Annotated in this window: 21 protein-coding genes; 4 read left to right on the top strand and 17 right to left on the bottom strand. The window is 45.1% G+C overall.

Annotated elements, in window-relative coordinates; genetic code table 11:
* Positions 1 to 16 precede the first annotated feature (16 nt).
* Positions 17 to 796, bottom strand: a complete 780-nt coding sequence (locus tag ACHFJ9_RS10280; RefSeq protein ID WP_005396424.1) for a TSUP family transporter — start codon at positions 794 to 796, stop codon at positions 17 to 19.
* A gap of 307 nt (positions 797 to 1,103) precedes the next feature.
* Here ACHFJ9_RS10280 and ACHFJ9_RS10275 point away from each other — a divergent pair, with 307 nt between their 5' ends.
* The 3 genes from ACHFJ9_RS10275 (at position 1,104) to ACHFJ9_RS10265 (ending at position 2,394) form a co-directional block, all read left to right on the top strand.
* Positions 1,104 to 1,295 carry a hypothetical protein gene (locus tag ACHFJ9_RS10275; protein ID WP_395356732.1) on the top strand — a complete coding sequence of 64 codons (192 nt, stop codon included), beginning with the start codon at positions 1,104 to 1,106 and terminating at the stop codon, positions 1,293 to 1,295.
* A gap of 5 nt (positions 1,296 to 1,300) precedes the next feature.
* On the top strand, positions 1,301 to 1,816 hold the full coding sequence (locus ACHFJ9_RS10270; protein WP_395356730.1) for a hypothetical protein: 516 nt from the start codon (positions 1,301 to 1,303) through the stop codon (positions 1,814 to 1,816).
* 152 nt (positions 1,817 to 1,968) lie between these two features.
* The gene (locus ACHFJ9_RS10265) at positions 1,969 to 2,394 is read left to right on the top strand and encodes a hypothetical protein (RefSeq protein WP_104974496.1); all 426 of its coding nucleotides are present in this window, start codon (positions 1,969 to 1,971) and stop codon (positions 2,392 to 2,394) included.
* A 323-nt stretch (positions 2,395 to 2,717) separates the two neighbouring features.
* On the opposite strand, the gene carB is transcribed toward ACHFJ9_RS10265, so the two are convergent.
* The 5 genes from carB to secA form a co-directional block, all read right to left on the bottom strand.
* Positions 2,718 to 5,951 (bottom strand): carbamoyl-phosphate synthase large subunit, encoded by a 3,234-nt coding sequence (gene carB / locus ACHFJ9_RS10260; protein ID WP_005381854.1) that lies wholly within the window; start codon positions 5,949 to 5,951, stop codon positions 2,718 to 2,720.
* A 16-nt stretch (positions 5,952 to 5,967) separates the two neighbouring features.
* Positions 5,968 to 7,107 carry a glutamine-hydrolyzing carbamoyl-phosphate synthase small subunit gene (gene carA / locus ACHFJ9_RS10255; RefSeq protein ID WP_046873990.1) on the bottom strand — a complete coding sequence of 380 codons (1,140 nt, stop codon included), beginning with the start codon at positions 7,105 to 7,107 and terminating at the stop codon, positions 5,968 to 5,970.
* A 481-nt stretch (positions 7,108 to 7,588) separates the two neighbouring features.
* Positions 7,589 to 8,398: a 4-hydroxy-tetrahydrodipicolinate reductase gene (gene dapB / locus ACHFJ9_RS10250; RefSeq protein ID WP_395356727.1), complete on the bottom strand. Its 810-nt coding sequence runs from the start codon at positions 8,396 to 8,398 to the stop codon at positions 7,589 to 7,591.
* A 109-nt stretch (positions 8,399 to 8,507) separates the two neighbouring features.
* Positions 8,508 to 8,906: an 8-oxo-dGTP diphosphatase MutT gene (mutT, locus tag ACHFJ9_RS10245; RefSeq protein WP_005396433.1), complete on the bottom strand. Its 399-nt coding sequence runs from the start codon at positions 8,904 to 8,906 to the stop codon at positions 8,508 to 8,510.
* A 166-nt stretch (positions 8,907 to 9,072) separates the two neighbouring features.
* Complete coding sequence (gene secA, locus ACHFJ9_RS10240; RefSeq protein ID WP_005396435.1) at positions 9,073 to 11,802, bottom strand: preprotein translocase subunit SecA; 2,730 nt, start codon at positions 11,800 to 11,802, stop codon at positions 9,073 to 9,075.
* 408 nt (positions 11,803 to 12,210) lie between these two features.
* On the opposite strand from secA, the gene ACHFJ9_RS10235 reads away from it, so the two are divergent.
* Positions 12,211 to 12,669 carry a DUF721 domain-containing protein gene (locus ACHFJ9_RS10235; RefSeq protein WP_012842148.1) on the top strand — a complete coding sequence of 153 codons (459 nt, stop codon included), beginning with the start codon at positions 12,211 to 12,213 and terminating at the stop codon, positions 12,667 to 12,669.
* 113 nt (positions 12,670 to 12,782) lie between these two features.
* Here the strand turns inward: ACHFJ9_RS10235 and lpxC are convergent, their stop codons facing one another.
* From lpxC to murE, 11 genes are all read right to left on the bottom strand, one after another.
* A complete protein-coding gene (lpxC, locus tag ACHFJ9_RS10230; RefSeq protein ID WP_005381871.1) occupies positions 12,783 to 13,700 on the bottom strand; it encodes a UDP-3-O-acyl-N-acetylglucosamine deacetylase in 918 nt (305 codons plus the stop codon).
* Between the two features lie 101 nt (positions 13,701 to 13,801).
* The gene (gene ftsZ / locus ACHFJ9_RS10225) at positions 13,802 to 15,040 is read right to left on the bottom strand and encodes a cell division protein FtsZ (protein WP_012842149.1); all 1,239 of its coding nucleotides are present in this window, start codon (positions 15,038 to 15,040) and stop codon (positions 13,802 to 13,804) included.
* Positions 15,041 to 15,070: 30 nt separating this feature from the next.
* Positions 15,071 to 16,333, bottom strand: a complete 1,263-nt coding sequence (gene ftsA, locus ACHFJ9_RS10220; RefSeq protein ID WP_012842150.1) for a cell division protein FtsA — start codon at positions 16,331 to 16,333, stop codon at positions 15,071 to 15,073.
* Positions 16,326 to 17,108, bottom strand: a complete 783-nt coding sequence (locus ACHFJ9_RS10215) for a cell division protein FtsQ/DivIB (RefSeq protein WP_012842151.1) — start codon at positions 17,106 to 17,108, stop codon at positions 16,326 to 16,328. The genes ftsA and ACHFJ9_RS10215 overlap by 8 nt, the downstream gene beginning before the upstream one ends.
* 192 nt (positions 17,109 to 17,300) lie before the next feature.
* On the bottom strand, positions 17,301 to 18,758 hold the full coding sequence (gene murC, locus ACHFJ9_RS10210) for a UDP-N-acetylmuramate--L-alanine ligase (RefSeq protein ID WP_005396442.1): 1,458 nt from the start codon (positions 18,756 to 18,758) through the stop codon (positions 17,301 to 17,303).
* A gap of 22 nt (positions 18,759 to 18,780) precedes the next feature.
* Positions 18,781 to 19,848 carry an undecaprenyldiphospho-muramoylpentapeptide beta-N-acetylglucosaminyltransferase gene (murG, locus tag ACHFJ9_RS10205; protein ID WP_395356722.1) on the bottom strand — a complete coding sequence of 356 codons (1,068 nt, stop codon included), beginning with the start codon at positions 19,846 to 19,848 and terminating at the stop codon, positions 18,781 to 18,783.
* Positions 19,835 to 21,031 carry a cell division protein FtsW gene (gene ftsW, locus ACHFJ9_RS10200; protein ID WP_005396444.1) on the bottom strand — a complete coding sequence of 399 codons (1,197 nt, stop codon included), beginning with the start codon at positions 21,029 to 21,031 and terminating at the stop codon, positions 19,835 to 19,837. Before ftsW ends, murG begins: the two co-directional genes overlap by 14 nt.
* An 18-nt stretch (positions 21,032 to 21,049) precedes the next feature.
* Positions 21,050 to 22,363 carry a UDP-N-acetylmuramoyl-L-alanine--D-glutamate ligase gene (gene murD / locus ACHFJ9_RS10195; RefSeq protein ID WP_395356720.1) on the bottom strand — a complete coding sequence of 438 codons (1,314 nt, stop codon included), beginning with the start codon at positions 22,361 to 22,363 and terminating at the stop codon, positions 21,050 to 21,052.
* Positions 22,364 to 22,402: 39 nt separating this feature from the next.
* Positions 22,403 to 23,485 (bottom strand): phospho-N-acetylmuramoyl-pentapeptide-transferase, encoded by a 1,083-nt coding sequence (gene mraY / locus ACHFJ9_RS10190; RefSeq protein ID WP_395188048.1) that lies wholly within the window; start codon positions 23,483 to 23,485, stop codon positions 22,403 to 22,405.
* Positions 23,485 to 24,849, bottom strand: coding sequence for a UDP-N-acetylmuramoyl-tripeptide--D-alanyl-D-alanine ligase (gene murF / locus ACHFJ9_RS10185; protein ID WP_395356717.1), 1,365 nt, complete (start codon positions 24,847 to 24,849; stop codon positions 23,485 to 23,487). Before murF ends, mraY begins: the two co-directional genes overlap by 1 nt.
* A complete protein-coding gene (murE, locus tag ACHFJ9_RS10180; RefSeq protein WP_395356715.1) occupies positions 24,846 to 26,327 on the bottom strand; it encodes a UDP-N-acetylmuramoyl-L-alanyl-D-glutamate--2,6-diaminopimelate ligase in 1,482 nt (493 codons plus the stop codon). The genes murF and murE overlap by 4 nt, the downstream gene beginning before the upstream one ends.
* Between the last annotated feature and the right edge of the window lie 30 nt (positions 26,328 to 26,357).

Below are 26,357 nucleotides of genomic sequence, written 5' to 3'. Positions count from 1 at the left end.
GAACGTAGAGAACGAGTTATAACACTGACAAAATCCATTGCTGATGTTGTTGCCAAAGAAGTTTCGTTGCCATGAGCATCGACATCACTATAACTAGAGGACGAATCCATTTTTGCCCTTTACTTACCACGACCTTTGCCCCTAACTGAGCACCAAGAAAACCGCCAACAGCCATAGTTAAGCCAAGCTTCCACACTGGCAACCCAGCTAAGATAAAAAAGAGTAGTGCCGCAATGTTTGACGTGAAATTGAGGATTTTGGTTCTAGCAGTGGCTTCGACCAAAGAAAAGTGACCTAGTGCAACAAAACAAACAGTAAAAATAGATCCAGTCCCAGGGCCAAAAAAGCCATCATAGAAACCGATCCCACCACCAATGCATAGCGCAAACATCGCTTCAGATAACTTTGGTTCTCCATCGATTTTTCGTGTACTTGGCGCGAGTAAAAAATAGAGAGAAATGGCAATCAAAAGAACAGGAATCAAACTGGTGAGTACGCTAGCATCGATAAACTGCACAGCCTCGGCACCGATCGCTGCACCGATAAAAGTGCAAAGTATCGCAAAACGCATTTCCTTTAGGCTGACAATACCGTTACGCACGAAATACCAGCTAGCAGAGAAACTGCCAAACGAACTTTGTAACTTGTTGGTTGCTAGAGCTTGAGTCGGACTCAACCCTGCTGCCAAAAGCGCAGGGAGCGTAATGAGCCCTCCCCCACCAGCCATCGCATCAATAAAGCCTGCGGCAGTCGCAACAAAAAATAGAGCCAACAAAATCTCAACCGTGATTTCCACTACACATCCTTTTTATTTAAAGAGGCATCAAAGAGGAAAAACGGTAGCACTTATTCACAAAACCACCAATGGAAAGTCAAGACACCAATCTATTCCTAATTTTCATAGAATTAATGCATAAACTTGATTCCAAACTTTTATATAAAATTTAGTTGTTAGGAAGAATTGAATCACTGTCACAAATCGATTCCTAATAATGAGATCAAACGCTTACCTTTAAATATAAAACTAGACGAATATAAAAAATCTGTTCAGCATGTATAGTTTACATTGTCAGCGTTCGAAGTCCGATATCTGAGGAAAATACATGACTAGCAACTACCCTTTATCACGACATCAATCCTCAAAAAGTACTGGTAGTATAAGCACCTACCCACTTTATAAATCAAATAATCAACATCGAGATAAAGAAACCATTATCTTATCTATCGAGAGTTTTGATATCGTTGTCAAGAACAAAGTAAAAGACAAAGCGAAAATAGAACGTTGGAAAACATAAAGGGAATGTTTGAGAATTCAGCAAACTATTATGCTACAGGACAGGACTTAGTTTTTATAACCAACTTATCAAACTATTTGTACGGAAATAATAGCTCTGTTATCGTCAAAAATTATTCTGGATCTCCACATATCATACTCACAGGCTCCCCTGCTATGCACTCAAAGCTTTCTGGATTAGGAAAGTTTCTTCCCACACCAACTGTGGCAAAGTTCGCTGTTGGACCAGAAGGGGCATTACAATCCATTAGAAGTGGGGGCATAATAACAATTATCTTAATATCCACATACAGAGTGATTGACTTTTTCCTCAATGACCGTCAAACCTTAGCCAAACTATTTGGTACTTTAGCTAGTGATATAATCACTATCGGGTTATCGTCAGCTGCAGCAGCTATATTTGTAAACTTTGCCGCAGCAGTGGGTGGCAGTGTTGTAACTTTAAGCGCTGGCCCATTATTAGGGGCTATTTTGATAAGCTCGGCTGTAGGTCTTTTATTGAATAGAGAAAATGATAAATGAGGTTTAACACAGAAGTTAATAACCTCTATAGATATTTACTTAAAGCAAAGAGATATAGAAGCAAAGAAAAGAGCAAAAGAAGAATATAATGAGATTCAACGTAAGACTCAAAGTATGATCTTCTCTCAAGAAATACAGCGAGGTTTGTTACGGTGAAAAAAGAGAGTTACGACCGAACGCAAGTATTTTTTTATTTAATAGTTTTATTAGTATCCGCAATATCGCTATTAATATATGGTTTTGATGGATTGTCAGATTTTTATATTAAAATCTATAATAATGAAAGTTATTCATCTTTTGATCAGGCTGATATTTTGATCATAGGCTCTAGTTTGATCTTATTTGAATGCTCTAGAATGTCTGTAAAAACATTAAAATCAAATAAATTCCTAACTAAAAGTGAGTTTAAAAATTCTAGTAAGGTATTTCTAATCATATCGGTAACTAGTTTTTTTCTTCTTTATCCTTCACTAATAGCGGCAGATATTTTTGCAAAAAGTAACGGATACTCTCTTGATACTGAAGAATCAACTTATAACTTAGTCTTAGAAAAAAGAATATACCGAATAGCTCCATAGTTAGTATGTTTTTAAGCTCAACACTGCTTATTTTAACTTTTGCTAATTACCTATCTGTTTAAAGAATTATGATCGGCTTAATCCCTCAGGCCTACAGCGTCAACTCTGTTGTAGCAAGTGGTAGTACTATTTCTTCATCTTTGGGAATATTGCTTGCCATAATTAGCTTGATGATCTTCAAAAGCAAAGCATACCAATCGTTCCTAGCACACTTTAATGCTCTTCATTTTAGAAAAACCTCGATATAAAAAAGCCCGCTCAAATGAGCGGGCAATGAGGTTGTCATGTAAGCCCTGATTAACGAGCTTACTGATTTTTATCTGTTACGCGTCTAGACTCGCTTTCACTTTAGCGTGTAACTCTTGAACCGAAGTTACTGACGCTTTTGCGTCTGCAGTATGAGACATACATGTAGCGAACGCTGCGTTCAGTGTCGTTGTGTAGTTCACTTTCTCTGCCAGTGCGCCGCGACGTAGAACTTTCGAATCTTCAATCGCTTGACGACCAGCAGCCGTGTTTACGATGTAGGTGTATTCGTTGTTCTTGATACGGTCAAGAATGTGTGGACGACCTTCGTGTACTTTGTTTACCAAGCGTGGGTTGATACCCGCTTCGCCCAGAATTACAGCAGTACCGTGTGTCGCATCCAACTGGTAACCCAGTTTCACTAGCTTAGAAGCCAGGTCAACAACACGCTCTTTATCGCCTTCACGTACAGACAGTAGCGCACGACCACCTTCAGGGTAAACTGCACCACAACCTAGCTCTGCTTTCGCGTAAGCTTCTGCGAATGTTGCGCCAACGCCCATTACTTCACCTGTTGAGCGCATTTCTGGGCCCAATAGCGGGTCAACGCCAGGGAATTTGTTGAACGGCAGAACCACTTCTTTCACTGAGTAGTAAGGAGGGATAATCTCTTTAGTAAAGCCTTGTGACTCTAGAGATTGACCCGCCATTACACGTGCAGCAATTTTTGCTAGAGGAGCGCCTGTCGCTTTCGATACGAATGGTACCGTACGAGCAGCACGAGGGTTCACTTCGATTAGGTAAACGTCGTTGTCTTTCACAGCAAACTGCGTGTTCATCAAACCGCGTACACCGAGTTCGAACGCCAGCTTCTCAACTTGCTCACGCATCTTGTCTTGAATTTCCTGACTTAGCGTGTATGCAGGCAGTGAACATGCAGAGTCACCAGAGTGAACACCCGCTTGTTCGATATGTTCCATGATACCGCCGATAACGACGCGTTCACCGTCACAGATAGCATCAATATCAACTTCGGTTGCATCATCCAAGAAACGGTCTAGTAGAACTGGAGACTCGTTCGATACGCTTACTGCTTCGTTGAAGTAGCGACGCAGGTCTTGCTCGTCGTATACGATTTCCATCGCACGACCACCGAGTACATAAGATGGACGAACAACTAATGGGAAGCCAATTTCTTTCGATTTTTCAACCGCCTGTTCCATCGTTGTTACTGTCGCGTTTTCTGGCTGAAGTAGACCTAGACGGTCAACAGCTGCCTGGAAGCGTTCACGGTCTTCCGCACGGTCGATAGCATCTGGGCTCGTACCAATGATTGGAACACCAGCCGCTTCTAGAGCACGAGCCAGTTTAAGTGGCGTTTGACCACCGTACTGAACAATCACACCTTTTGGTTTTTCAACGCGAGCGATAGACAGTACATCTTCCAGAGTTACTGGTTCGAAGTACAGGCGATCAGACGTATCGTAGTCAGTAGATACCGTTTCTGGGTTACAGTTAACCATAATGGTTTCGTAACCGTCTTCACGCAGCGCAAGTGATGCGTGTACACAACAGTAATCGAATTCAATACCTTGGCCGATACGGTTTGGACCGCCACCAAGAACCATGATCTTGTCTTTGTCTGTTGGGTTTGCTTCACACTCTTCATCGTAAGATGAGTACATGTAAGCCGTGTCAGAAGAAAACTCAGCGGCACACGTATCTACACGTTTGTAAACCGGGTGAATATCAAACTGCTCACGAGCACGGCGAATTTCACTTTCAGCGACACCAAGCAGTTTAGACAAGCGCGCATCAGAGAAGCCTTTACGTTTCATCTGGCGAAGCACTTCTTTGGTCAAACCTGCGTAGCCGCCCGCCTTGACTTGCTCTTCGAGTTTTACAATTTCTTCGATTTGAACCAGGAACCAACGGTCAATTTGAGTCAAGTTGAACACGCCGTCAACTGACATGCCAGCTCGGAATGCATCGGCGATGTACCAGATACGCTCAGCGCCTGCTTCTTTAAGTTCGTGACGAATCTTAGTCAGTGCATCTGGTGCTTCTAAATCGACCATCTCGTCAAAACCAGTTGCGCCAACTTCTAGGCCACGCAGTGCTTTGTGAAGAGATTCTTGTTGGTTACGACCAATCGCCATTACCTCACCAACCGATTTCATCTGAGTAGTCAGACGGTCGTTTGCACCAGCAAATTTCTCGAAGTTAAAGCGAGGAATCTTAGTTACGACGTAGTCGATAGTTGGTTCGAATGATGCTGGTGTTGCACCGCCGGTGATGTCGTTTTGTAGTTCATCCAGAGTAAAGCCAACAGCAAGCTTCGCGGCAATCTTAGCGATTGGGAAACCTGTTGCTTTTGACGCTAACGCAGAAGAGCGAGATACACGTGGGTTCATCTCAATGATAACCATACGGCCATCTTTCGGGTTGATACCAAACTGTACGTTTGAACCACCTGTCTCAACACCGATTTCACGCAGAACCGCTAGCGATGCATTACGCATTAGTTGGTATTCTTTGTCGGTCAGTGTCTGTGCTGGTGCTACTGTGATTGAGTCACCCGTGTGGATGCCCATTGGATCAAAGTTTTCGATTGAACATACGATGATACAGTTGTCCGCTTTGTCACGAACGACTTCCATTTCGTACTCTTTCCAACCGATTAGTGACTCATCGATAAGAAGTTCGTTGGTTGGAGATAGATCCAGACCGCGACGACAGATTTCTTCGAACTCTTCTTTGTTGTACGCGATACCACCACCAGTGCCACCCATGGTGAACGATGGACGAATGATACAAGGGAAGCCAACCATATCTAAAACTTTGTAAGCTTCTTCCATGCTCTTCGCTGTATCTGCGCGAGGACACTCAAGGCCGATAGACTTCATCGCTTTATCAAAACGAGAACGGTCTTCCGCTTTGTCGATTGCATCAGCCGTTGCACCAATCATCTCTACGCCAAACTCTGCGAGAACGCCGTGCTTCTCTAAATCTAACGCACAGTTAAGTGCAGTCTGGCCACCCATAGTTGGCAGAACTGCATCTGGACGTTCTTTCTCGATGATCTTACGTACTACTTCCCATTGAATTGGCTCGATGTAAGTTGCATCTGCCATTTCAGGATCAGTCATGATGGTTGCTGGGTTAGAGTTAACTAGGATAACTCGGTAGCCTTCTTCTCGAAGAGCTTTACACGCTTGTGCGCCAGAGTAGTCAAACTCACATGCCTGACCGATAACAATCGGACCAGCACCAAGAATTAGAATACTTTGAATGTCAGTACGTTTTGGCATTATCTACTACTCCGAATTAAGCGCTGTGTTTTTTGATTAGTTCGATAAAGTGGTCAAATAGCGGTGCCGCGTCATGTGGGCCTGGGCTCGCTTCTGGGTGACCTTGGAAGCTAAATGCTGGCTTGTCTGTGCGGTGAATACCTTGCAAAGAGCCATCAAATAACGATACGTGAGTAGCACGTAAGTTTTCCGGTAACGTTGCTTCATCTGCCGCAAAGCCGTGGTTTTGCGAAGTGATCATCACAACGTTACGCTCTAAATCTTTTACTGGGTGGTTTGCACCATGGTGACCAAACTTCATTTTCACGGTTTGTGCACCTGACGCTAACGCAAGGATTTGGTGACCTAAACAGATACCGAAGATAGGTAAGCCTTTTTCTAGGAACACTTTTGTCGCTTCAATCGCGTAAGTACATGGCTCTGGATCACCAGGGCCATTTGATAGGAAAACACCGTCCGGGTTCATCGCAAGCACTTCTTCCGCTGACGTTTCAGCAGGAACAACCGTTAAGCGGCAACCGCGGTCAACCAACATTCGTAGGATGTTGCGTTTTGCGCCGAAGTCGTAAGCAACGACGTGGTATGGCAGCTCGCTGTCATCTTTCGCCTCTGGAAGTCCACCTTCAAGCGTCCACGAACCTTGTTTCCATTGATACGCTTCTTTCGTTGTAACTTCTTTCGCAAGGTCCATTCCTTTTAAGCCTGGGAATTCTTTTGCTTTCGCTAAAGCCAAAGCTTCATCTAGGTTATTACCCGCAACAATACAACCGTTTTGAGCACCTTTTTCACGCAAGATACGAGTGAGCTTTCGCGTATCAATATCAGCGATGCCAACGATATTTTGAGACTTAAGGTAATCAGAGAGGGATTGTTCATTACGGAAGTTAGAAGCGATAAGAGGAAGATCGCGAATCACAAGGCCTTGTGCATGAATGGAAGAGGATTCTTCATCTTCGGAAGTGGTTCCGGTATTGCCAATGTGAGGATAAGTAAGGGTGACGATTTGCTGAGAATAGGAAGGATCAGTGAGGATTTCTTGATACCCCGTCATCGAGGTATTAAAAACGACTTCACCAACGGAAATACCATCTGCCCCTATGGACACTCCGTGGAACACTGTCCCATCTTCTAGGACTAACAGTGCTAATTTACCCAAGACAACCTCCAGAATAAAAATGCAAAAAAAATAAATCAAACTGCAAACATGCCTTCCTTTACCTATAAAATCTACATAAATAGGTATTTCAGACAAATTGGCGGTATTCTAAAGTTGGACTGGAAACCTGTCAACCTACAATCAAAAATAAATTATCAATTTCTAGCAAGTAAGGTCATTTCGAATTAGTAAGGCTCAAAAAGACAACTTTTGAATGCTATTACATAGGGAGGGATAGAGGTTTAATGAATTTTACAAATTTGAACTTTTTAGGGATCACAAAAAATTATTAGTTTTTAACGCAAACGTTCACCAAGACAAAAATAGGAACACTTTTAACGGCTACACCCAAAAACAAAGCCAAAACAGACAAAAACACAACAAAAGTAAGTGCTAAAATCTTCTCTATCAGAATCATTTTATTTACAAATAATTCTATAGATATAAAAAAGCCGGCTAGCGCCGGCGAATAATTATGTATTTAGAGTTCATTCAATCCCAAAACATCTGTCATGGTATAAAAGCCCGCAGGTTTAACACTCAACCAAACGGCAGCCTTTACGGCCCCATTAGCAAACGTCATGCGATCAGTCGCTTTGTGCGTTATTTCCACTCGTTCCCCGATATCAGCAAACATAGCTGTATGCTCACCGACGATATCGCCAGCGCGAATCGTAGCAAAGCCGATCTCATCTTTTGTTCTTTCACCAGTAATGCCTTCTCGGGCATAGACAGCTACATCATTCAGCTTATTACCCATCGCACCAGCAATAGCTTCTCCCATTCCGATAGCGGTACCAGAGGGGGCATCAACTTTATGGCGATGGTGTGCTTCAACAATCTCGATATCACAGTAATCCCCCATCACTTTGGACGCTTTCTCAAGAAGCTTAAAGACAAGGTTTACGCCTACAGAATAATTTGGCGCCATCACAACAGGCACTTGCTTGGCTGCTTCATCGATAAGATCACGCTCTGCATCGCTGAAGCCAGTCGTCCCAATCACAATGCTCTTACCGTATTTCTTACACAACTCGAGATTCGCTAATGTGCTTACTGGAGCGGTGAAATCGATGATTACATCAAAATTATCGACGTCTTTAGCAAGATCATCCGTTAAGAGCACATCGAATTTACCTTCACCACAAAGCTCACCGATATCGACGCCGACAAGTGAAGACTCAGGTCGTTCTGATCCCGCGCTCACTGTCGCTTCAGGATTAAGGTGTGAAGCTTTAACCAAATTACGGCCCATTCGGCCAGCTGCTCCTGCGATTGCAATACGAACCATTGCGCTTTCTCTCCTTCTCTAGATAACGAGGTTGCTCTCGTTCTCTCGTTTTGCTTAATCTGTTTAAACTAACAACATACTATGGTTACCACAAGCAAGTTCATCGAGCTTAAGCAAACTCTTTTACAACACGCTCCAAGATAGGTACGTTCGCTTCAGGAAAGGTGTAGTCGCCCAATTCGCTGATCTCAACCCAGCATCCTTCTTGACCTTCTCGACCGTAAGGCTCATTACTGAATTGAGATACTGTAATAAAATCAAACTTGAGTGATTTATCTGGATAGTCGTATTCCAAGTGTTCAAAAGGGGCTTGCTCAATAACTTCAATTCCCACTTCTTCTTCGAGTTCTCTTGTAATAGCAAGCTCAATACTTTCTCCCGGCTCGACTTTGCCACCCGGAAACTCCCAAAACCCGCCTTTGTGCTTATCATCAGGACGCTTTGTAATAAAGATCTTTGATTTGTCTTGGTTAAAAATAATTGCCGCGACTATGTGAATTCTTTTCATGGGGATTCCTAACTCTCAAGACCGTTGTACTTTTCTATTGTGACAACGAGCTTCTACATCTCAAAAACTTGCTGACCTATCAAACTTATGGAATTTGATAGCCAAAGAATTTATTTAAAAAAAGAGTCGCCTAAGCGACTCTTTGATAAATAATCCGACTAACAGATTAGTCGATTTTGCCGTGGCACTGTTTGTACTTCTTGCCACTGCCACAAGGGCAAGGTTCATTACGACCTACTTTACGTTCATCACGTACCATTGGTTGATTTGAACCTTCTTCAGATTCTTCGCCTTCAGAAAGCGGATTTTGTGCTGCAGCGTGTTGCGCTTGCGCACGACGAGCGGCTTCTTCAGCTTGCGCACGACGCTGTTCTTCCATACGTTCAACTTCTTCTTGTTGCTGAACGCGAACACGAGATAGAACAGTAATAACGTCTGTTTTCAGCGCTTCTAGTAGACCCTCAAACAGTTCAAACGACTCACGTTTGTATTCTTGTTTTGGATTCTTCTGTGCGTAACCGCGTAAATGGATACCTTGACGCAAGTGATCCATCGCAGCCAAATGCTCTTTCCAAAGCGTATCCAGTGTCTGAAGCATGACCGATTTTTCGAAGTTGCGAAGCACTTGTGCACCCACCACTTCCTCTTTCTCTTTGTACACTTCAACGGCTAGGTTGATGATCTTTTCACGTAATGCTTCTTCGTAAAGCTTGTCGTCTTCTTCAAGCCATTGCTTCACTGGCGCATCAAGATCGAAGTCCGCTTTCAAGCGCTCTTGTAGACCTTCAACATCCCACATATCTTCTAGTGACTGTGGTGGAATGTACTCATCAATAACCGCTGTTAGCACATCTTCACGGTTTTGCTCGATCATGCCGCTGATGTCTTCAACGTTCATTAACTCGTCACGCAGTTCGTAGACAACCTTACGTTGATCGTTCGCTACATCATCGTATTCAAGCAGCTGCTTACGGATATCAAAGTTACGACCTTCCACTTTGCGCTGTGCTTTTTCAATTGAGCGAGAAAGCATTTTCGATTCAATAGCTTCACCTTCTTCCATACCACTTTGAATAAGGCTCGCCATACGATCAGAAGTGAAAATACGTAGCAAAGAGTCTTCCATAGATAGGTAGAAGCGCGATGAACCCGCATCACCTTGACGACCAGAACGACCACGTAGCTGGTTATCAATACGGCGAGATTCGTGGCGCTCAGTACCGATGATATGTAGACCACCAGCTTCTAGCACTTGGTCATGCACCACTTTCCACTCTGCTTTAATCGCATCGATTTGCTCTTGAGTTGGGTTCTCTAAAGCTTCAACTTTTGATTGCCAGCTACCGCCAAGCACAATGTCCGTACCACGACCGGCCATGTTGGTCGCGATAGTTACCGCACCAGGCATGCCCGCTTCAGCAACAATTTCCGCTTCTTTCTCATGGAATTTCGCGTTCAATACGTTGTGTTTGATCTTAGCCTTCTTCAATGCGTTAGAAAGAAGTTCTGACTTTTCAATCGACACAGTACCAACAAGCGTTGGCTGCCCTTTGGCAACACGCTCTTTAATATCTTCAATGATTGCCGCAAACTTCTCTGCTTCAGTACGGTAAACCACATCTGGCATATCGTTACGAATCATCGGCTTGTTGGTTGGGATAACCACCGTTTCCAAACCATAGATAGACTGGAATTCGAACGCTTCAGTATCCGCTGTACCTGTCATACCTGACAGTTTTTCGTATAAACGGAAGTAGTTCTGGAAGGTAATAGAAGCCAAAGTTTGGTTTTCGTTTTGGATCTTAACGCCTTCTTTCGCTTCTACTGCTTGGTGAAGACCTTCAGACCAACGACGACCTGGCATTGTACGACCAGTGTGTTCATCAACGATGACCACTTCGCCTTCATCAGTAACGATGTAATCAACGTTACGCTCGAATAACACATGAGCACGCAAAGCAGCATTCACGTGATGCAACATGCTGATGTTAGCCGGAGAGTAAAGTGTATCACCTTCCTCCATCAGACCGTTTTTCACCAACAGCTCTTCAACGTATTCTTGACCCGTTTCTGTTAGGTATACTTGCTTTGATTTTTCATCAACAGTGTAGTGACCATCACCACGGTATTCTTCAGAGTCTTCTTTATCTTGCTTTTTCAGATGCGGGATCAAAAGGTTGATTCGAGTGTATAGCTCAGAGCTATCTTCAGCAGGACCAGAAATGATCAAAGGAGTACGAGCTTCATCAATTAGGATTGAGTCCACCTCATCGACAACAGCAAAGAAGCGATCACGCTGTACACGGTCTTCGCTACGGAAAGCCATATTGTCACGAAGGTAGTCAAAACCAAATTCATTGTTGGTTCCGTATAGAATGTCAGCTTGGTACGCTTCTTTTTTCTCTTGAGGAGGCATGTTTGGCACGTTTACGCCAACGGTCATACCTAAAAATTCAAATAGAGGGCGGTTCGTCTCAGCATCACGTTTAGCTAGATAATCGTTCACTGTTACGATGTGAACGCCTTTACCAGCAAGAGCATTTAAGTAAGCAGGAAGCGTTGCAGTCAGCGTTTTACCTTCACCTGTACGCATCTCCGCAATTTGACCCGCATTTAGAACCATACCACCGATAAGCTGAACGTCGAAGTGACGCATGCCGTAGACACGCTTAGATGCTTCACGAACCGTAGCAAAAGCTTCAGGAAGTAATTTATCAAGAGTTTCACCTTTCTCTAGGCGCTCACGGAACTCAACCGTCTTTGCTTTTAACTCTTCATCACTTAGAGCTTCGAATGTTGGCTCGTAGTTATTAATTTCTTTTACAATTTTTCTAAGGCGGCGCAGTGTTCGGTCGTTGCGACTGCCAATCACTTTTGTCAGTAGCTTAGTTATCATTTTTCGTGAATCTCTCTTTAATCAGACCGTTCCCGATCTACTCATAATGCCTTCAGTCTCTGCCAGTTTGGAACTAAGAATACTGAGATAAATCATTTATCAAAGATATTGAGTTCAAACATCCATATTTCAAGGCTAAGTTTCGAAACAATGTGGCTTAGTGTAAGGATTTTTCATCGATACAACCATAAATAGACGTATTTGTTTGAAGCACTCTGAAGTTTTTACTTAAAGTGGTGACTGATTAGACGATATTGCATACCACAATATGTGTAATCTATTCAGAGCAGACTTTGCTTTTTACCTTGCTACATTGTAAAACTGAAGCGAAAGACGTTAATGTAAACTATACCTTGATAGAAAGCTGCTCTAGAATAGCTGATATCTCAACAAAATTAGATTTTACCTATGCGTGATCACCGTCCAACCTCGACTGAAGATGTTATTGCTGAATCACAGTTCAAGCAGATTCAAGAACATGCTGGAGAAATCTTACAGCTTAACCAAGCTTTGCAAGAGATCTTACCCACAGGGACGGCCGATCATTGCCGGGTGGCGAATGTTCGTAACGGCCACCTATTGATCGATGTTTCTAGTGCCGCGATCAAAATGAAGATCGATTACGATCGCCTCATGATCCTAAATAAACTTCGTACTCAAGGCTTTGCCAAACTGATGAGCGTTGAAGTGAGGATCAATCCATCATTATACCGAAATCGTTTCGAACAAGACGACAGACCTAAACGTCCACCATTAACAGAATCTGCAGCAAAGTCATTGATGACGATTGCCGACATGGCACCGCCTAAAATTCAAGAGCGTTTAAAGCGATTGGCCGATATGGCAGAAAAGAAAGACCGTAAGTGATCGTTATTTCAATATGCTGAAAAGCTCGAATGCTATTAATAAGCCCAAGATTAAAGCCAAATAGCAAAAAACCAGGCATAAGCCTGGTTTTTATTAATTTTAATGCCGAGTATTTACGCAAGCACCATATTTGGTTCAGCGAATGCTACTGGTGAGCCGACTTCTTCTTCGAATGTAGTCCACTCCCACGCTTCCTGATCAGCAAGAACAGCTCGCAGAAGTTGGTTGTTCAAACCGTGACCCGATTTAAAGGCGCGAAATTCACCGATGATTGGGTGACCACACATGTAAAGATCACCAATCGCATCCAACACTTTGTGAGTCACAAACTCATTTTCAAAGCGTAGGCCTTCTTCGTTAAGAATACGGTAATCATCCAATACGATAGCATTGTCGAAACTACCACCCAAAACTAGGTTTTGAGACTGTAGATATTCGATATCACGCATAAAGCCAAACGTACGTGCACGAGAAATTTCACGAACGAAGCCTTTTGAGGAGAAATCAAACAGCAAGCGCTGTTCGTCTGACTCAATAGCAGGGTGATTAAATTCAATTTCGAAGTCCATGCGGAAGCCGTTAAATGGTACAAACTCTGCCCATTTATCACCATCTTCAAAACGAACTGGCTTTTTAATACGGATGAAACGTTTTGGCGCATTTTGCGTTTCGATACCTGCTTGTTGTAGCAAGTATACAAATGGGCTAGCACTACCATCCATAATTGGAATTTCAGGTGCGTCTACTTCGACAACAATGTTGTCGATGCCCATACCAGCAAGTGCCGCATTCAAGTGCTCTACAGTTGAAATACGCACACCTTCGTCGTTTACCAAAGCAGTACATAGCATGGTGTCACGGACAGAAGCTGGATCAGCTGGAAAATCTACAGGTGGGTTTACATCTGTACGACGGTAAATGATACCTGTATTTGCAGCAGCCGGGCGCAGAGTAAGCGTGACTTTACGACCAGAGTGGAGGCCCACACCAGTTGTTTTCACTATTTCTTTCAGAGTACGTTGTCTGATCATCTGCTTGCCTCTCAAAAATTTGCTACAAAACACGGCCGTCTGTAACGTCGACCGTGAATGCTACCATAATTTTGAGCCATGTCAAATTTATGGATTAAAGATTAATCAGCCTGACGACGCAAAAATGCCGGGATATCTAAATAACCACTTTCCTTCTCTTGCTTCGGAGCCGCAGAGCTTTGGCTCGACGATGCTGGAGAAGAAGAAACTGTATTTGTCGGCTGAGGAGTTACCTGTGGCTTCTCTTGCACTTGATTATTTTGCAAGGTTTGTGCCGGTTTCTCTTCAGCTTGCGTTGCCGCCGCTTGCTGTTGTGGTTGAGCCTGCGGCGTCGGAGCCACTTTCGCTTTACCACCCGCAACTAGCGTGATATCTGGTTTTTTCTCATTGCCAATACCTGTCGCTACAACTGTTACGCGGATTTCGTCCGTCATATCTGGGTCTAGAGAAGTACCGATAACAACAGTTGCATTGTCAGAAGCAAATGCTTTCACTGTATTACCAACCGTCTCAAACTCGTCAAGACGCATATCCAGACCTGCAGTAATATTGACAAGAACACCACGAGCGCCCGCTAGATCGATGTCTTCCAGAAGTGGGCTAGAAATTGCCATTTCAGCCGCTTCTTCAGCACGATCTTCGCCTTTAGCAATACCGCTGCCCATCATCGCGTGACCCATTTCAGACATTACTGTTCTTACGTCTGCAAAGTCGACGTTGATCATGCCAGGGCGAGTAATTAGCTCTGCAATGCCTTGAACTGCGTTCTTAAGAACGTCGTTCGCACTTGCAAAAGCTTCTAGTAGCGTGACACCACGGCCAAGTACTTTAAGCAGCTTTTCGTTTGGAATCGTAATCAAAGAGTCAACGTGCTTAGACAGCTCATCGATACCTTGCTCAGCAAACGCCAAACGCTTTTTGCCTTCAAAGCTGAACGGTTTTGTCACTACCGCGACAGTTAGAATGCCAAGCTCTTTAGCTACTTCAGCAATAACAGGTGCTGCACCAGTACCTGTACCGCCACCCATACCAGCGGCGATAAACACCATATCGGCGCCAGTTAGGGAATCTTTAATTCTATCTCTGTCTTCGAGAGCTGCGTCACGGCCAACCTGTGGATTAGCACCTGCACCCAGACCTTTGGTGATATCGCCACCGATCTGAATAACATTGCCAACGCTTGTCTTACGAAGTGCTTGCGCATCAGTGTTGACGCTGATGAATTCCACACCTTCGATGGATTCACGCACCATGTGTTCAACGGCGTTACCACCGCCGCCACCAACCCCAACGACCTTGATTACTGCATCGTCAGACATTTCCATCATCGGTTCAAACATGTGTTGTCTCCGTTTATCCTGCAACTCAGGTTAAAACTCTTTTTGTATCCAGTTACGCAATTTATCGAAAAAGCCAGTAACAGATGAGCGTTTAGGTTCATTATAATCGCTATCGTCGCTAGACTGCATGTCTCTTGCGTAATGAAGTAATCCAACTGCCGTAGAATGGTACGGCTCTTTTACATAGTCAGTTAATCCGCTGACTTCGAGCGGTTTGCCGACCCTTACTTGATTGCGGAATACGCGTTCCGCACATTCTATCACTCCGTCCATTTGCGCAGCACCGCCGGTGAGTACAACTCCCGCAGCTAGATGGTGCTTTATACCCTCTTCGCGCAATTTCGCTTGTACAGAGTCAATAGTTTGGTTAACCAGTCCCATAAGCTCAGAGTAGCGTGGCTCAATCACTTCTGACAACGTTTGACGTTGCAGACTACGTGATGGTCGCCCACCTACGCTTGGTACATTAACCGTGTCATCCTTACTGACCAGTTCACTCAAAGCACAGCCATATTTGACTTTTATTTCTTCAGCATCGCTCACTGGCGTACCAAAAGCAAAAGCAATATCGCTGGTTACAGCATTTCCTGCGTACGAAAATACTTCTGTGTGACGTAACGCACCGCCAGTCCAGATGGCCACATCCATCGTGCCGGCGCCAATATCCACCACACAAACTCCAAGCTCTCTTTCATCCTCGGTGATTACTGCATTACTTGCAGCAAGCCCAGAAAATACGAGTTGCTCTACTTTAAGGCCGCATCGTTCTACCGCCTTTATAATATTGCGCGCCATGTCATTATGGCATGAGATAAGGTGGACACTTACTTCCATTCTTACCCCAGATAAACCAAGCGGATTTTTGATTCCCTCTTGGTAATCAATGGTGAACTCTTGCGGAATCACATGAAGGATTCGCTGTTCATCACCGATTTTAATCGATTTTGCGGTATGGATAGCGCGATCCATGTCTTCTTGAGACACTTCTTCATCTGAAATCGTGCCCATACCTTTTTCAATTCGGCTTGCGATATGCTTACCAGACAACGAAATGAAGACTCGGCTGATTTGGCACTCGGCCATCAATTCAGCTTGATCAATTGCACGTTGTACTGATTTTACAACCGACTCCAAGTCATTCACGCCACCTTTATCCATGCCACGTGAAGGGCTACTACCTGCGCCAATAATATTAATTTGACCGTCTGGTAGAACCTCACCCACTAGAGCCGATACGGTTGCAGTGCCTATATCAAGACCAACAATAATGTTGTCATCAGCGGCCTTAGTCATCTGTACTCTCTTCTAACTCTTGTTCAGGAAACCAACCAACTGCGGCTCCTGTATCGTACCTAAGATCGATATAACTGATTCTTTGCGTGTCACTGCCAAGCTTGTTATAGAGCTTAAAAAATCGCTCTATACGCTCAAGAAGAGACTCTTTACCGAGCTCTAATCGAATACCGTTATCAAGGATGATTTGCCAAGCTCGTCGCTCGTTTAATACCAGAGACGATATCGCTAAACCCAATTGCTGAAACTTAGGACTCAAATCACGGTAAGTCTGTAAGACTTCTGGTCCGCTGTCTTTGGGTCCGTACAGTTTCACTTTTTCTTCTTGTAACAGAGCCACATCGCCATCAAAAACAAACCCATTTTTATCTAACAGTTCGTTGCCATTCCAAATGGCTTCAGGTTGATGCTCTGTCAAAAAAACTTTTACTGTATCCGGCCACTGCTTTCGGATTGCGGCATGCGCCACCCATGGCAGAGCTTCGACACTTTGCTGTAATACATCAATATCCTGAGACATAAATGTACCGATGTGATCTATTCGACTAAATGCAGCCTGCACATCGTCAGCTTGGACATACTCCAGTTTTCCCTGAAGTACTATTTTGGAGAGAGGTAACCTTTGGTCATCCCACATCCAACTGATCGCCGAGTACAAAACAGAACTAATTAAGGTCACAACCACAACGAAAAATAACGCACCCAAGATTTTCTCTTGGCGACCACGGTTATTATCCGTGTTTGGTCGCTCGTCATTCAGTGCAATATTCAACAACGTCTTCGTTTCCTGACTTTTGTCGTGTACTTTTTACCCACATAATTACGCAGAGGTAAAAGTCTTGACTTTAACCTTGGGATTATACTGAGCTCTTGTAAACTATCAAACACTGATAGCAATAAATCACAATGATATTGACGCAAAATCGAGATCTGAGTCTTTATCTGTCCTTCGCACCAACAATCTGTGTTAACCAAGCATCTTGTTTATATTTAATTCAAGACCTGCCAGTTGCTTCGCCACTTTACCAACATCACCCGCACCTTGCGTTAAGATTAGGTCGCCGTCTTGTATAACGTTAGCTAAAACTGAAGGTAATTGCTCGATTTCTGGAACAAAAATCGGATCTACCTTACCTCGGCTGCGAATTGTGCGACACAATGAACGCCCATCAGCTCCTGCAATTGGCTTTTCACCTGCGGCATAAACATCCAACATGATTAATACATCAACTTGCTCTAGCACATTCGCAAAGTCATCGTACAGATCACGAGTACGGCTATAACGGTGTGGTTGGAAAATCATAACGAGACGTTTATCTTGCCAACCGCTTCTCGCAGCATTAATGGTCACATCAACTTCTGTTGGGTGGTGTCCGTAATCATCCACTAACATGGCATGACCATTACCGGTATCAAACTCGCCAAGGTGATCAAAACGTCGTCCCGTGCCTTGCGTTCCGGCCATTGCTTTTAGAATTGCATCGTCTTCAATGTCATCTTCGGTAGCCACTGCAATCGCAGCCGACGCATTAAGTGCATTGTGACGACCTGGAATGTTCAGAGTGATATCTAGGTTGGCACGCCCTTTACGTACTACCGTAAATTTGCCTTGCTGACCTTCTTGACGATAGTTTTCAATGCGTACGTCAGCATCTGCGGAGAAACCGTAAGTAATCACTTGACGACTAATACGTGGGATTAACTCTCGAACCACAGGATCATCAATACAAACAATAGCTTGGCCGTAGAACGGTAGATTGTGTAGAAAATCAATGAAGGTTTGCTTTAACGTTTCAAAGTCACCACCATAAGTATCCATATGATCGGCTTCAATATTAGTGACGATACTTACCATTGGTTGCAGGTGCAGGAATGACGCGTCGCTCTCATCCGCCTCAGCAATTAGAATACGACTCGAACCTAAACGAGCATTTGTACCTGCGCTTTTCACCAAGCCGCCGTTTACAAACGTTGGATCAAGGCCGGCTTCAGAATAAATTTGAGTGACAAGAGCGGTCGTCGTGGTTTTGCCGTGTGTACCTGCGACAGCAATACCGTGACGGAATCGCATCAATTCAGCCAACATCTCTGCGCGGCGTACGATTGGGATACGTAACTCACGTGCCGCCATCACTTCTGGGTTTTCTTCGTTGATCGCCGTTGACACAACAACCACACTGGCTTTTTCTACATTGCTCGCTTGATGGCCGATAAATACGGTTGCACCTTTTGATACCAAACGCTCTGTCACTGGGTTTTCTGATAGGTCAGAACCCGTGATTTGATAGCCTTCATTCAACAGCACTTCTGCAATGCCGCTCATGCCCGCACCACCAATACCGATGAAGTGGATGGATTTCACGCGGCGCATCTCTGGCACCATGGCGCGAATCTGAGCTAAGTCTTGTGTATGTTGGATTGTCATCAATTCTATTCTCAATAATTCGTTAACGCTTTTCGGTCAAAGCGACAATGGCTTGTGCGACAACTCGGTCGGCATTCAATTTAGCAGCGCCACGCGCTTGCTCAGCCATCGTAAGTAAAGCTTGGCGATCCAATTGTTGGATCTGCTGAGTCAAAGACTCAACGGTTAAATCTGGTTGTTCAATCATTTTCGCTGCGCCGCATTCTACTAGATGATCGGCATTCAGTGCTTGTTGGCGATCTTTATGCATAAAGGGAATAAAGATCGCACCAACGCCAGCAGCAGAAACTTCAGAAACGGTTAACGCCCCTGAACGACAAACTAAAAGGTCAGCCCATGCATAAGCTTCTGCTACGTCGTCAATGAACTCTGTGACCTCTGCATTTACCACACCATTAGCTTGGTATGCTGCGTTCACTTCTTCGGCGGAACCTTTGCCCGCTTGATGACGAATACGGTAATTACCGCCCAGCTTTGCCATCACTTCTGGCAGAGTTTGGTTAAGAATGCGTGCACCTTGGCTACCGCCCATCACCAGAATACGAATTGGGCCTTGGCGATCTTGCATTCGCTCTGCAGGTGCTTCTAATCTTGTTAGGTCTTCACGCACAGGGTTACCGACTACCTCAGCAGCAGGGAACGCGCCAGGAAAGGCCTGAAAGACTTTCTTAGCAATTTTTGATAGCCATTGGTTTGTCAAACCCGCAACCGCGTTTTGTTCGTGCAGAACAACAGGAATACCGCTCAACCAAGCCGCAATACCACCGGGACCACTCACATAACCACCCATACCTAACACGGCATCGGGCTTCCAATGCTTCATGTGCGCGCGAGCTTGCATGATGGCATTAATAATTTGAAATGGAGCTGCAAGCAGACGCTTTACGCCTTGACCTCGTAACCCTTTCACTTTGATAAAATCGATTTCAATGCCATGCTTTGGCACCAAATCCGCTTCCATTCGATCCGCCGTGCCTAACCACCGGATCTCCCAGCCTTGCTCTTGCAGCTGTTTTGCTACAGCTAACCCTGGGAATACGTGACCGCCAGTACCACCAGCCATCACCATCAAACGTTTATTTTGTTTCATTAGTTTGTTGTTCTGATTGTTGTTGCTCGCGTTTCAAGCGGCATTCGTAATCGATACGCAGCAATATGGACACTGCGACGGACATAATAATCAGACTGGAACCACCATAACTGATTAGCGGGAGTGTTAAACCTTTGGTTGGTACGATACCGGCTGCAGCACCAACGTTAACCAACGTCTGGAACGCAAACCAAATACCGATACCGAAAGCCAGATAACCGCCGAACATTTCGCCTTCTTCAAACGCACGCTTGCCTATGTAAACCGCTTTTAACACTAAGCTAAAAATCAACATTAAGACCAACACAACGCCAACAAAACCGAGCTCTTCAGCAAGTACGGCAAACACAAAGTCGGTATGCGCTTCCGGTAGATATTCCAGTTTTTGAATTGAATTACCGAGACCTTGACCGAACCATTCACCACGACCAAACGCCATCAAAGACTGAGTCAACTGATAGCCACTGCCAAATGGGTCTTCCCACGGGTCAAGGAAGGAGGTTACTCGTCGCATACGGTATGGTTCGACTAAAATCAAACCTACCACAGCGCCGATACCTGCCACCATCAACGCGAGAAACTGAGTCAGTTTTGCGCCTGCGATAAACAGCATGCCAAACAGTGTTACTAGCATCACGACGACCGTCCCCAAGTCTGGCTGACCAAGTAGCAATACTGCGAAGAAGGCAAACACCATGATTGGCTTCATAAAGCCACCAAAGAAGGTTTGTCGTACTTCGTCTTGCTTTCGAACTAAGTAACCAGACATGAAGATAAACAGCGATAGCTTCGCGACCTCTGCTGGCTGAAGGTTAAACAGCCCAAGGGGAATCCAGCGAGACGCACCATTAACCGACTTACCCGCCAAGAGCACGATGATCAACAGTGCGAAAGAAGCCCAAAGTAAGTAATGGCTCTTCTTAAACCACTCTTGCAAAGGCACTTGCAAAATAACAGCGGAGGTCCCTAACGCCAGCACGAGAAACGTCGCATGACGAAACATAAAGTGAAACGGCTGTTCCGTTAATCGTGAGCTGATCGGAAATGATGCAGAGGTTACCATCACCAACCCCGTCAACATCAAACCCAGTGCAATCCACACTAGCTGACGATCAAACATCGCCTCTGGGGCTGGATGCTTGAGCCAATTGCCAATACTGCGTTTAACGTTACCTAAACCCACGAAGTGTGTAACCTTTAATTATGCATATTTCTGAACAAGAGCAGCGAAGGCATCGCCTCTTGCCATAAAGTTGTCGAATTGATCAAAACTAGCACATGCTGGAGACAGCATCACCATATCACCTGGTTTTAACTGCGAAGATACTTGTTGAATCACATCTTCCATGGTGTCGAAACGTATTGCAGATTCATGCAGTGGCATAAAGTCATCGCCATCAGCGCCAAAGCAGCACAGTTGCAAGTTAAGCGTCGCGAAGATCGGTTTTAATGGCGAGAAGTCAGCACCTTTGCCAACACCACCAACGAGCAAGTAGAGCTTACCTGTCGACTCCAAACCAGATAGCGCAGCCATAGTGCTCGCAATATTAGTTGCTTTAGAGTCATTCACCCATTTTACGCCTTGATTATCCGCAACCACCTGGCATCGGTGTGTCAGTCCCGTGTAATTTTTAAGTGCATTCAATGCGTTGTGATAGTTTACGTCCGCAGCTTTTAATAGCGCTAAAGCAACCAGAGCATTAGATAAGTTGTGCTTACCAACCAACTTAAGCTCATCACTTGCGACGACTCGTTGACCGTGATCGAGTAGCCAAGTGCGATTGCCATCCACCTCGAGACCAAAGTCCTGATTGTCGCTGCCAAATGTCACCAATGGCACCTCTGCATCTGGGAAGGTTTCTTTATCATCACGGTTCACTACCGCGAGATCAGCATGATCAAAAATACGCAACTTGGCTTGTCGATAGTCAGACATGCCTTGATAACGGTCCATATGATCTTCAGAAAGATTCAGAAACGCAGCGGCTTTGAGCTTTAAGCTTGACGTCGTTTCCAACTGGAAGCTCGAGAGTTCAAGCACATACATGTCTGCGTCTTGTTCTAACAAATCCAGTGCAGGAACACCGATGTTACCACCAACGCCCACATCCAAACCTGCAGCCTTAACCATCACACCTGTGAGGTCGGTGACTGTGCTCTTACCGTTTGAGCCCGTAATCGCAATCACAGGCTTCTGCACCGCCCAGGCGAATAACTCAATATCACCAACTACTGTCGTGCCTTTTTCCAATACGGCTTGGATCTCTGGTGTCGCTAGCGCAATACCAGGGTTGGTCACGATAAGATCAGCGTGAGAAAGCCAGTCTGCATTCCAACCACCACTATGCAGTTGAACATCTTCCGGCAAGCGCTCTGCACCCGGAGGGTTTACGCGAGTATCAATGACTTTGACCACAAGCTGTGGCTGATTTTTTCTTAGGTGTTTAACGACAGAGAGCCCGGTAATACCGAGCCCTACGACGACAACACTATGTATGTTTTGCCAACGTTCCATATTTGATCACACTGTAAATCTTGTTCTTAGAAAGTGCGATTAACGCACTTTCAATGTCGCAAGACCAATCAGAACAAGAACCATAGAAATAATCCAGAAGCGCACGATTACGCGAGGTTCTGGCCAACCTTTCAATTCGTAGTGGTGGTGAATCGGTGCCATACGGAAGATCCGCTGACCACGCAGTTTGTATGAACCCACCTGTAGAATTACCGACAGCGTTTCCATCACAAACACACCGCCCATGATCACCAACACCAACTCTTGACGAACGAGAACCGCAATGGTGCCTAATGCGCCGCCAAGCGCTAGTGAGCCGACATCACCCATGAACACTTGTGCTGGATACGTGTTAAACCACAAGAAACCAAGGCCTGCACCGACGATTGCTGTACATACGACAACCAACTCAGAAGCATGTGGTAGGTATGGAATATGAAGGTATTCAGAGAAGTTAACGTTACCCGTCGCCCATGCAATAACCGCGAAGCCTGCAGCAACAAGAACCGTTGGCATGATTGCCAAACCGTCTAGACCATCGGTCAGGTTAACCGCGTTACTCGTACCGACAATCACAAAGTAAGTCAGGATAATGTACATCAAACCAAGTTGCGGCATGATGTCTTTAAAGAATGGCACCACGAGCTGAGTGGCTGCAGTGTCTTTACCGTAAACGTACAATGCAAAAGCCACGACAAACGCGATCAACGATTGCCAGAAGTACTTCCAACGCGCGATCAAACCATCGGTATTTTTTCGCACCACTTTACGATAATCATCAACAAATCCGACTGCACCGTAGCCAAGCAAGACCGTCAATACCGCCCATACATATGGGTTGGATAAGTCAGTCCAAAGCAAGATTGTGATTGAGATGGCCGCTAAGATCATGATACCGCCCATCGTTGGAGTACCACGCTTACTAAAGTGAGATTCAGGACCTTCGTTACGTACTACCTGACCAATTTGCAGCATTTGCAAACGCTTGATCATGATTGGTCCCATCCATAATGACAGACCCAGAGCGGTTAATACGCTTAGAATTGCTCGAAAAGACAAGTATTCAAACAATCGGAAAAAAGACAGGTATGGCTGTAGCAGCTCGGCAAGCCAAATAATCATTAATAATACTCCTTCAAAGCAGCAGCGACTTCAAACATACGTGCACCGTTCGCTCCTTTCACCAAAATCGTATGGTTTTCAGGAACGGCTTGGTCTAGATGCTGCTTGATGTATTCAATCATCTCTTGGTGCGTCTCAAAATGAATGCCTTGGCAAAGCTCACTGATCACCTTGGCGTCTGCACCATATGTGAGAACATGTTCAAATTTTTGTGGGGCAGCATGTTCCCCGACTTGACGATGAAGTGCAAGACTTTCCTCTCCCAATTCCGCCATATTACCTAAAATCAGCCAGCGCTGACCTGGAAAAGCAGCCAATAAGTCAACCGCCGCTTTCATGGCTGGCACGCTTGCGTTGTAGCTGTCATCAATCAATTTGATTTTTTCGCTCAGCGCTTCAACCTCGACGCGACCTTTCACTTTGTTTAAATGTTTAAGGCCAGCGCGAACCTCTTCTAATGTGGCGCCCATTTGTAACGCAATAATAGAAGCTGCGATTGCATTCGCCACGTTGTGTTGACCTATAATACCCAGAGACAGTTCAATTTCTTGTGAGCTTGCTGCGATATGTAGGTTAAAGCTGGCCTCTCCCGCGGCATTCATCACGATATTTGATGCATAGTAATCAGCCGCAGAATTACTTTGTGAGAAGGTGATAACTTCCTTATCCGCCAGCACGCTTTCCCACTTTGTTTCGCCATTGCTGTCTAAATTGACAATCGCAATACTACCTGCAGCAAGACCTTGGTAAATTTCACCTTTGGCTTGTTTCACGCCATCAATAGAACCGAAGCCTTCAAGATGCGCGGCGGCTACATTATTTACTAACGCGATATCTGGTTTTACTAACTGCGTTGTGTAAGCAATTTCACCGATATGGTTAGCACCAAGCTCAATCACGGCATAATCGTCATCCTGCTGTGAGCGCAATAACGTCAACGGAACACCAATATCATTATTGAAATTACCTGCAGTAAACAGCACTTTGCCTTTCAATTGCAGAATGCTCGCGACCATTTCTTTGACGGTCGTTTTACCACAACTGCCTGTGATGGCAACGGTAGGTGTTTGGCAAGTTTGATGCACCCAAGAGGCTAACTCACCCAGTGCCATTTTGGTGTCCGACACCACGACTTGTGGCACATTCACATCTAGACGTTTTTGTACGATTAAAGCACCAGCGCCTGCATCCACCGCTTGTTGGCAAAAGTGGTGCGCATCAAAGCGCTCACCCACCAGCGCAACAAATAAAGCACAGTTGTCAATCGCTCGTGTATCAGTAGAAACCGCGTCGATAAGTAGATCATCGCCGAATAGCTCACCGCGAGTGATGTTGGCAATTTGAGATAATGTTACTTTGATCATAAGGACAATCCTAAAAGCTGCATAGCGGACTCACGGTCGGAGTAATGAATCGTTTCGCCATTCCGAATTTGATAATCTTCGTGGCCCTTACCCGCTAACAAGATGATGTCGTTTGGCGAAGCATTCTCAACCGCATAAGACAGTGCTTTGAAACGATCATGTTGCACAATCGCTTCGGCAGGTTTTGACAGCCCGGATAACATGTCTTTTACAATCTGAACCGGATCTTCACTGCGTGGGTTATCGTCAGTCAACACCACTCTGTCGCCTAGACGCTCTGCAATTTCCGCCATCATTGGGCGCTTACCTGCATCGCGATCGCCTCCGCAACCAAAAATAGCCCACAGCTGCCCCTCACAGTGAACTCGTAAAGCTTGCAGCGCTTTTTCTAAAGCATCAGGAGTATGGGCATAATCGACCACGACTTTGGCACGGTCCTCTGTCTGGAATAACTCCATTCGGCCGAGTACAGGTTGCAACTGACCTGCGGTTTCGAGTAACGCTTGTTTATCCTTACCCAAGCTTAATAAGGTCGCAAAAGCGAGCATTAAGTTGGTTGCGTTAAACTCACCAATCAGTGGCGCGTGCAATTGACCTGAGCCAAATTTACCATCGAATTGGATAGTAATCCCCGACTCCGCGTAACGGACATCTGTCGCCCAAATTGCGCTTTCAAACTCAGTGTTCGGTTTGAGTGACACCGCAATCGCATTGCTTAACTGCGTCGCCCATGCATGACCGACCTCATCATCGACATTGATAATGGCACGTTCACATTGATGTAGCGTAAACAACTCCAGCTTTGCATTGGCGTACTCTTCCATCGTGCCATGATAATCTAGGTGATCACGACTTAGATTAGTAAACACACCCGCCGCAAACGACAACGCCTTGACACGGCCTTGCGTTAAGCCATGAGAAGAGACTTCTAGCGCGGTGTATGTGGCGTGTTGATTTGCGAGAGAGGAGAGCGTTTTCTGAATTTCTACAGCATTCCCTGTTGTATTCGCGGCTTGCTGTAAATTGTCGAGAAAACCATTTCCCGTCGTGCCCATCACTGCCGCTTTGTGGCCAAGTAGCTCTAGCCATTGTGCAATTAGCTGAGTAATGGTGGTTTTGCCGTTGGTGCCGGTGACACCAATCAAATCCATATCTGGGTAAGCATAGAGCTTTCCAGCGATTGCAGATAAACGTTGATCCAACGTATCGAGGTAAATAACGGGAACGTCATCGATGATTTCCACCGTGCCGTGTGCTTTTACCTCACAGGCTTGCGCTAGAACCGCATTGGCGCCTTGCTCAATGGCAGAAGCAATGAAATTACGCCCATCCACAACATGGCCAATCACCGCAACAAACGTGGTTCCAGGCTGAACTCTTCGGCTGTCGAGCTCCAATTCAGAAACAAGAACGGACGATAAGCTGGGGCAATCCACCCAAGGGGAAAGCAGCACGTCCATACTGATGGCTTTAGTCATATTTGTTCTCCGAGCTTTGGCTCAGGTTTT

This window comes from Vibrio sp. D3 (assembly GCF_043995865.1).
GTDB classification, from domain to species: domain Bacteria; phylum Pseudomonadota; class Gammaproteobacteria; order Enterobacterales; family Vibrionaceae; genus Vibrio; species Vibrio diabolicus.
This window is presented reverse-complemented; position numbering and strand designations above follow the sequence as displayed.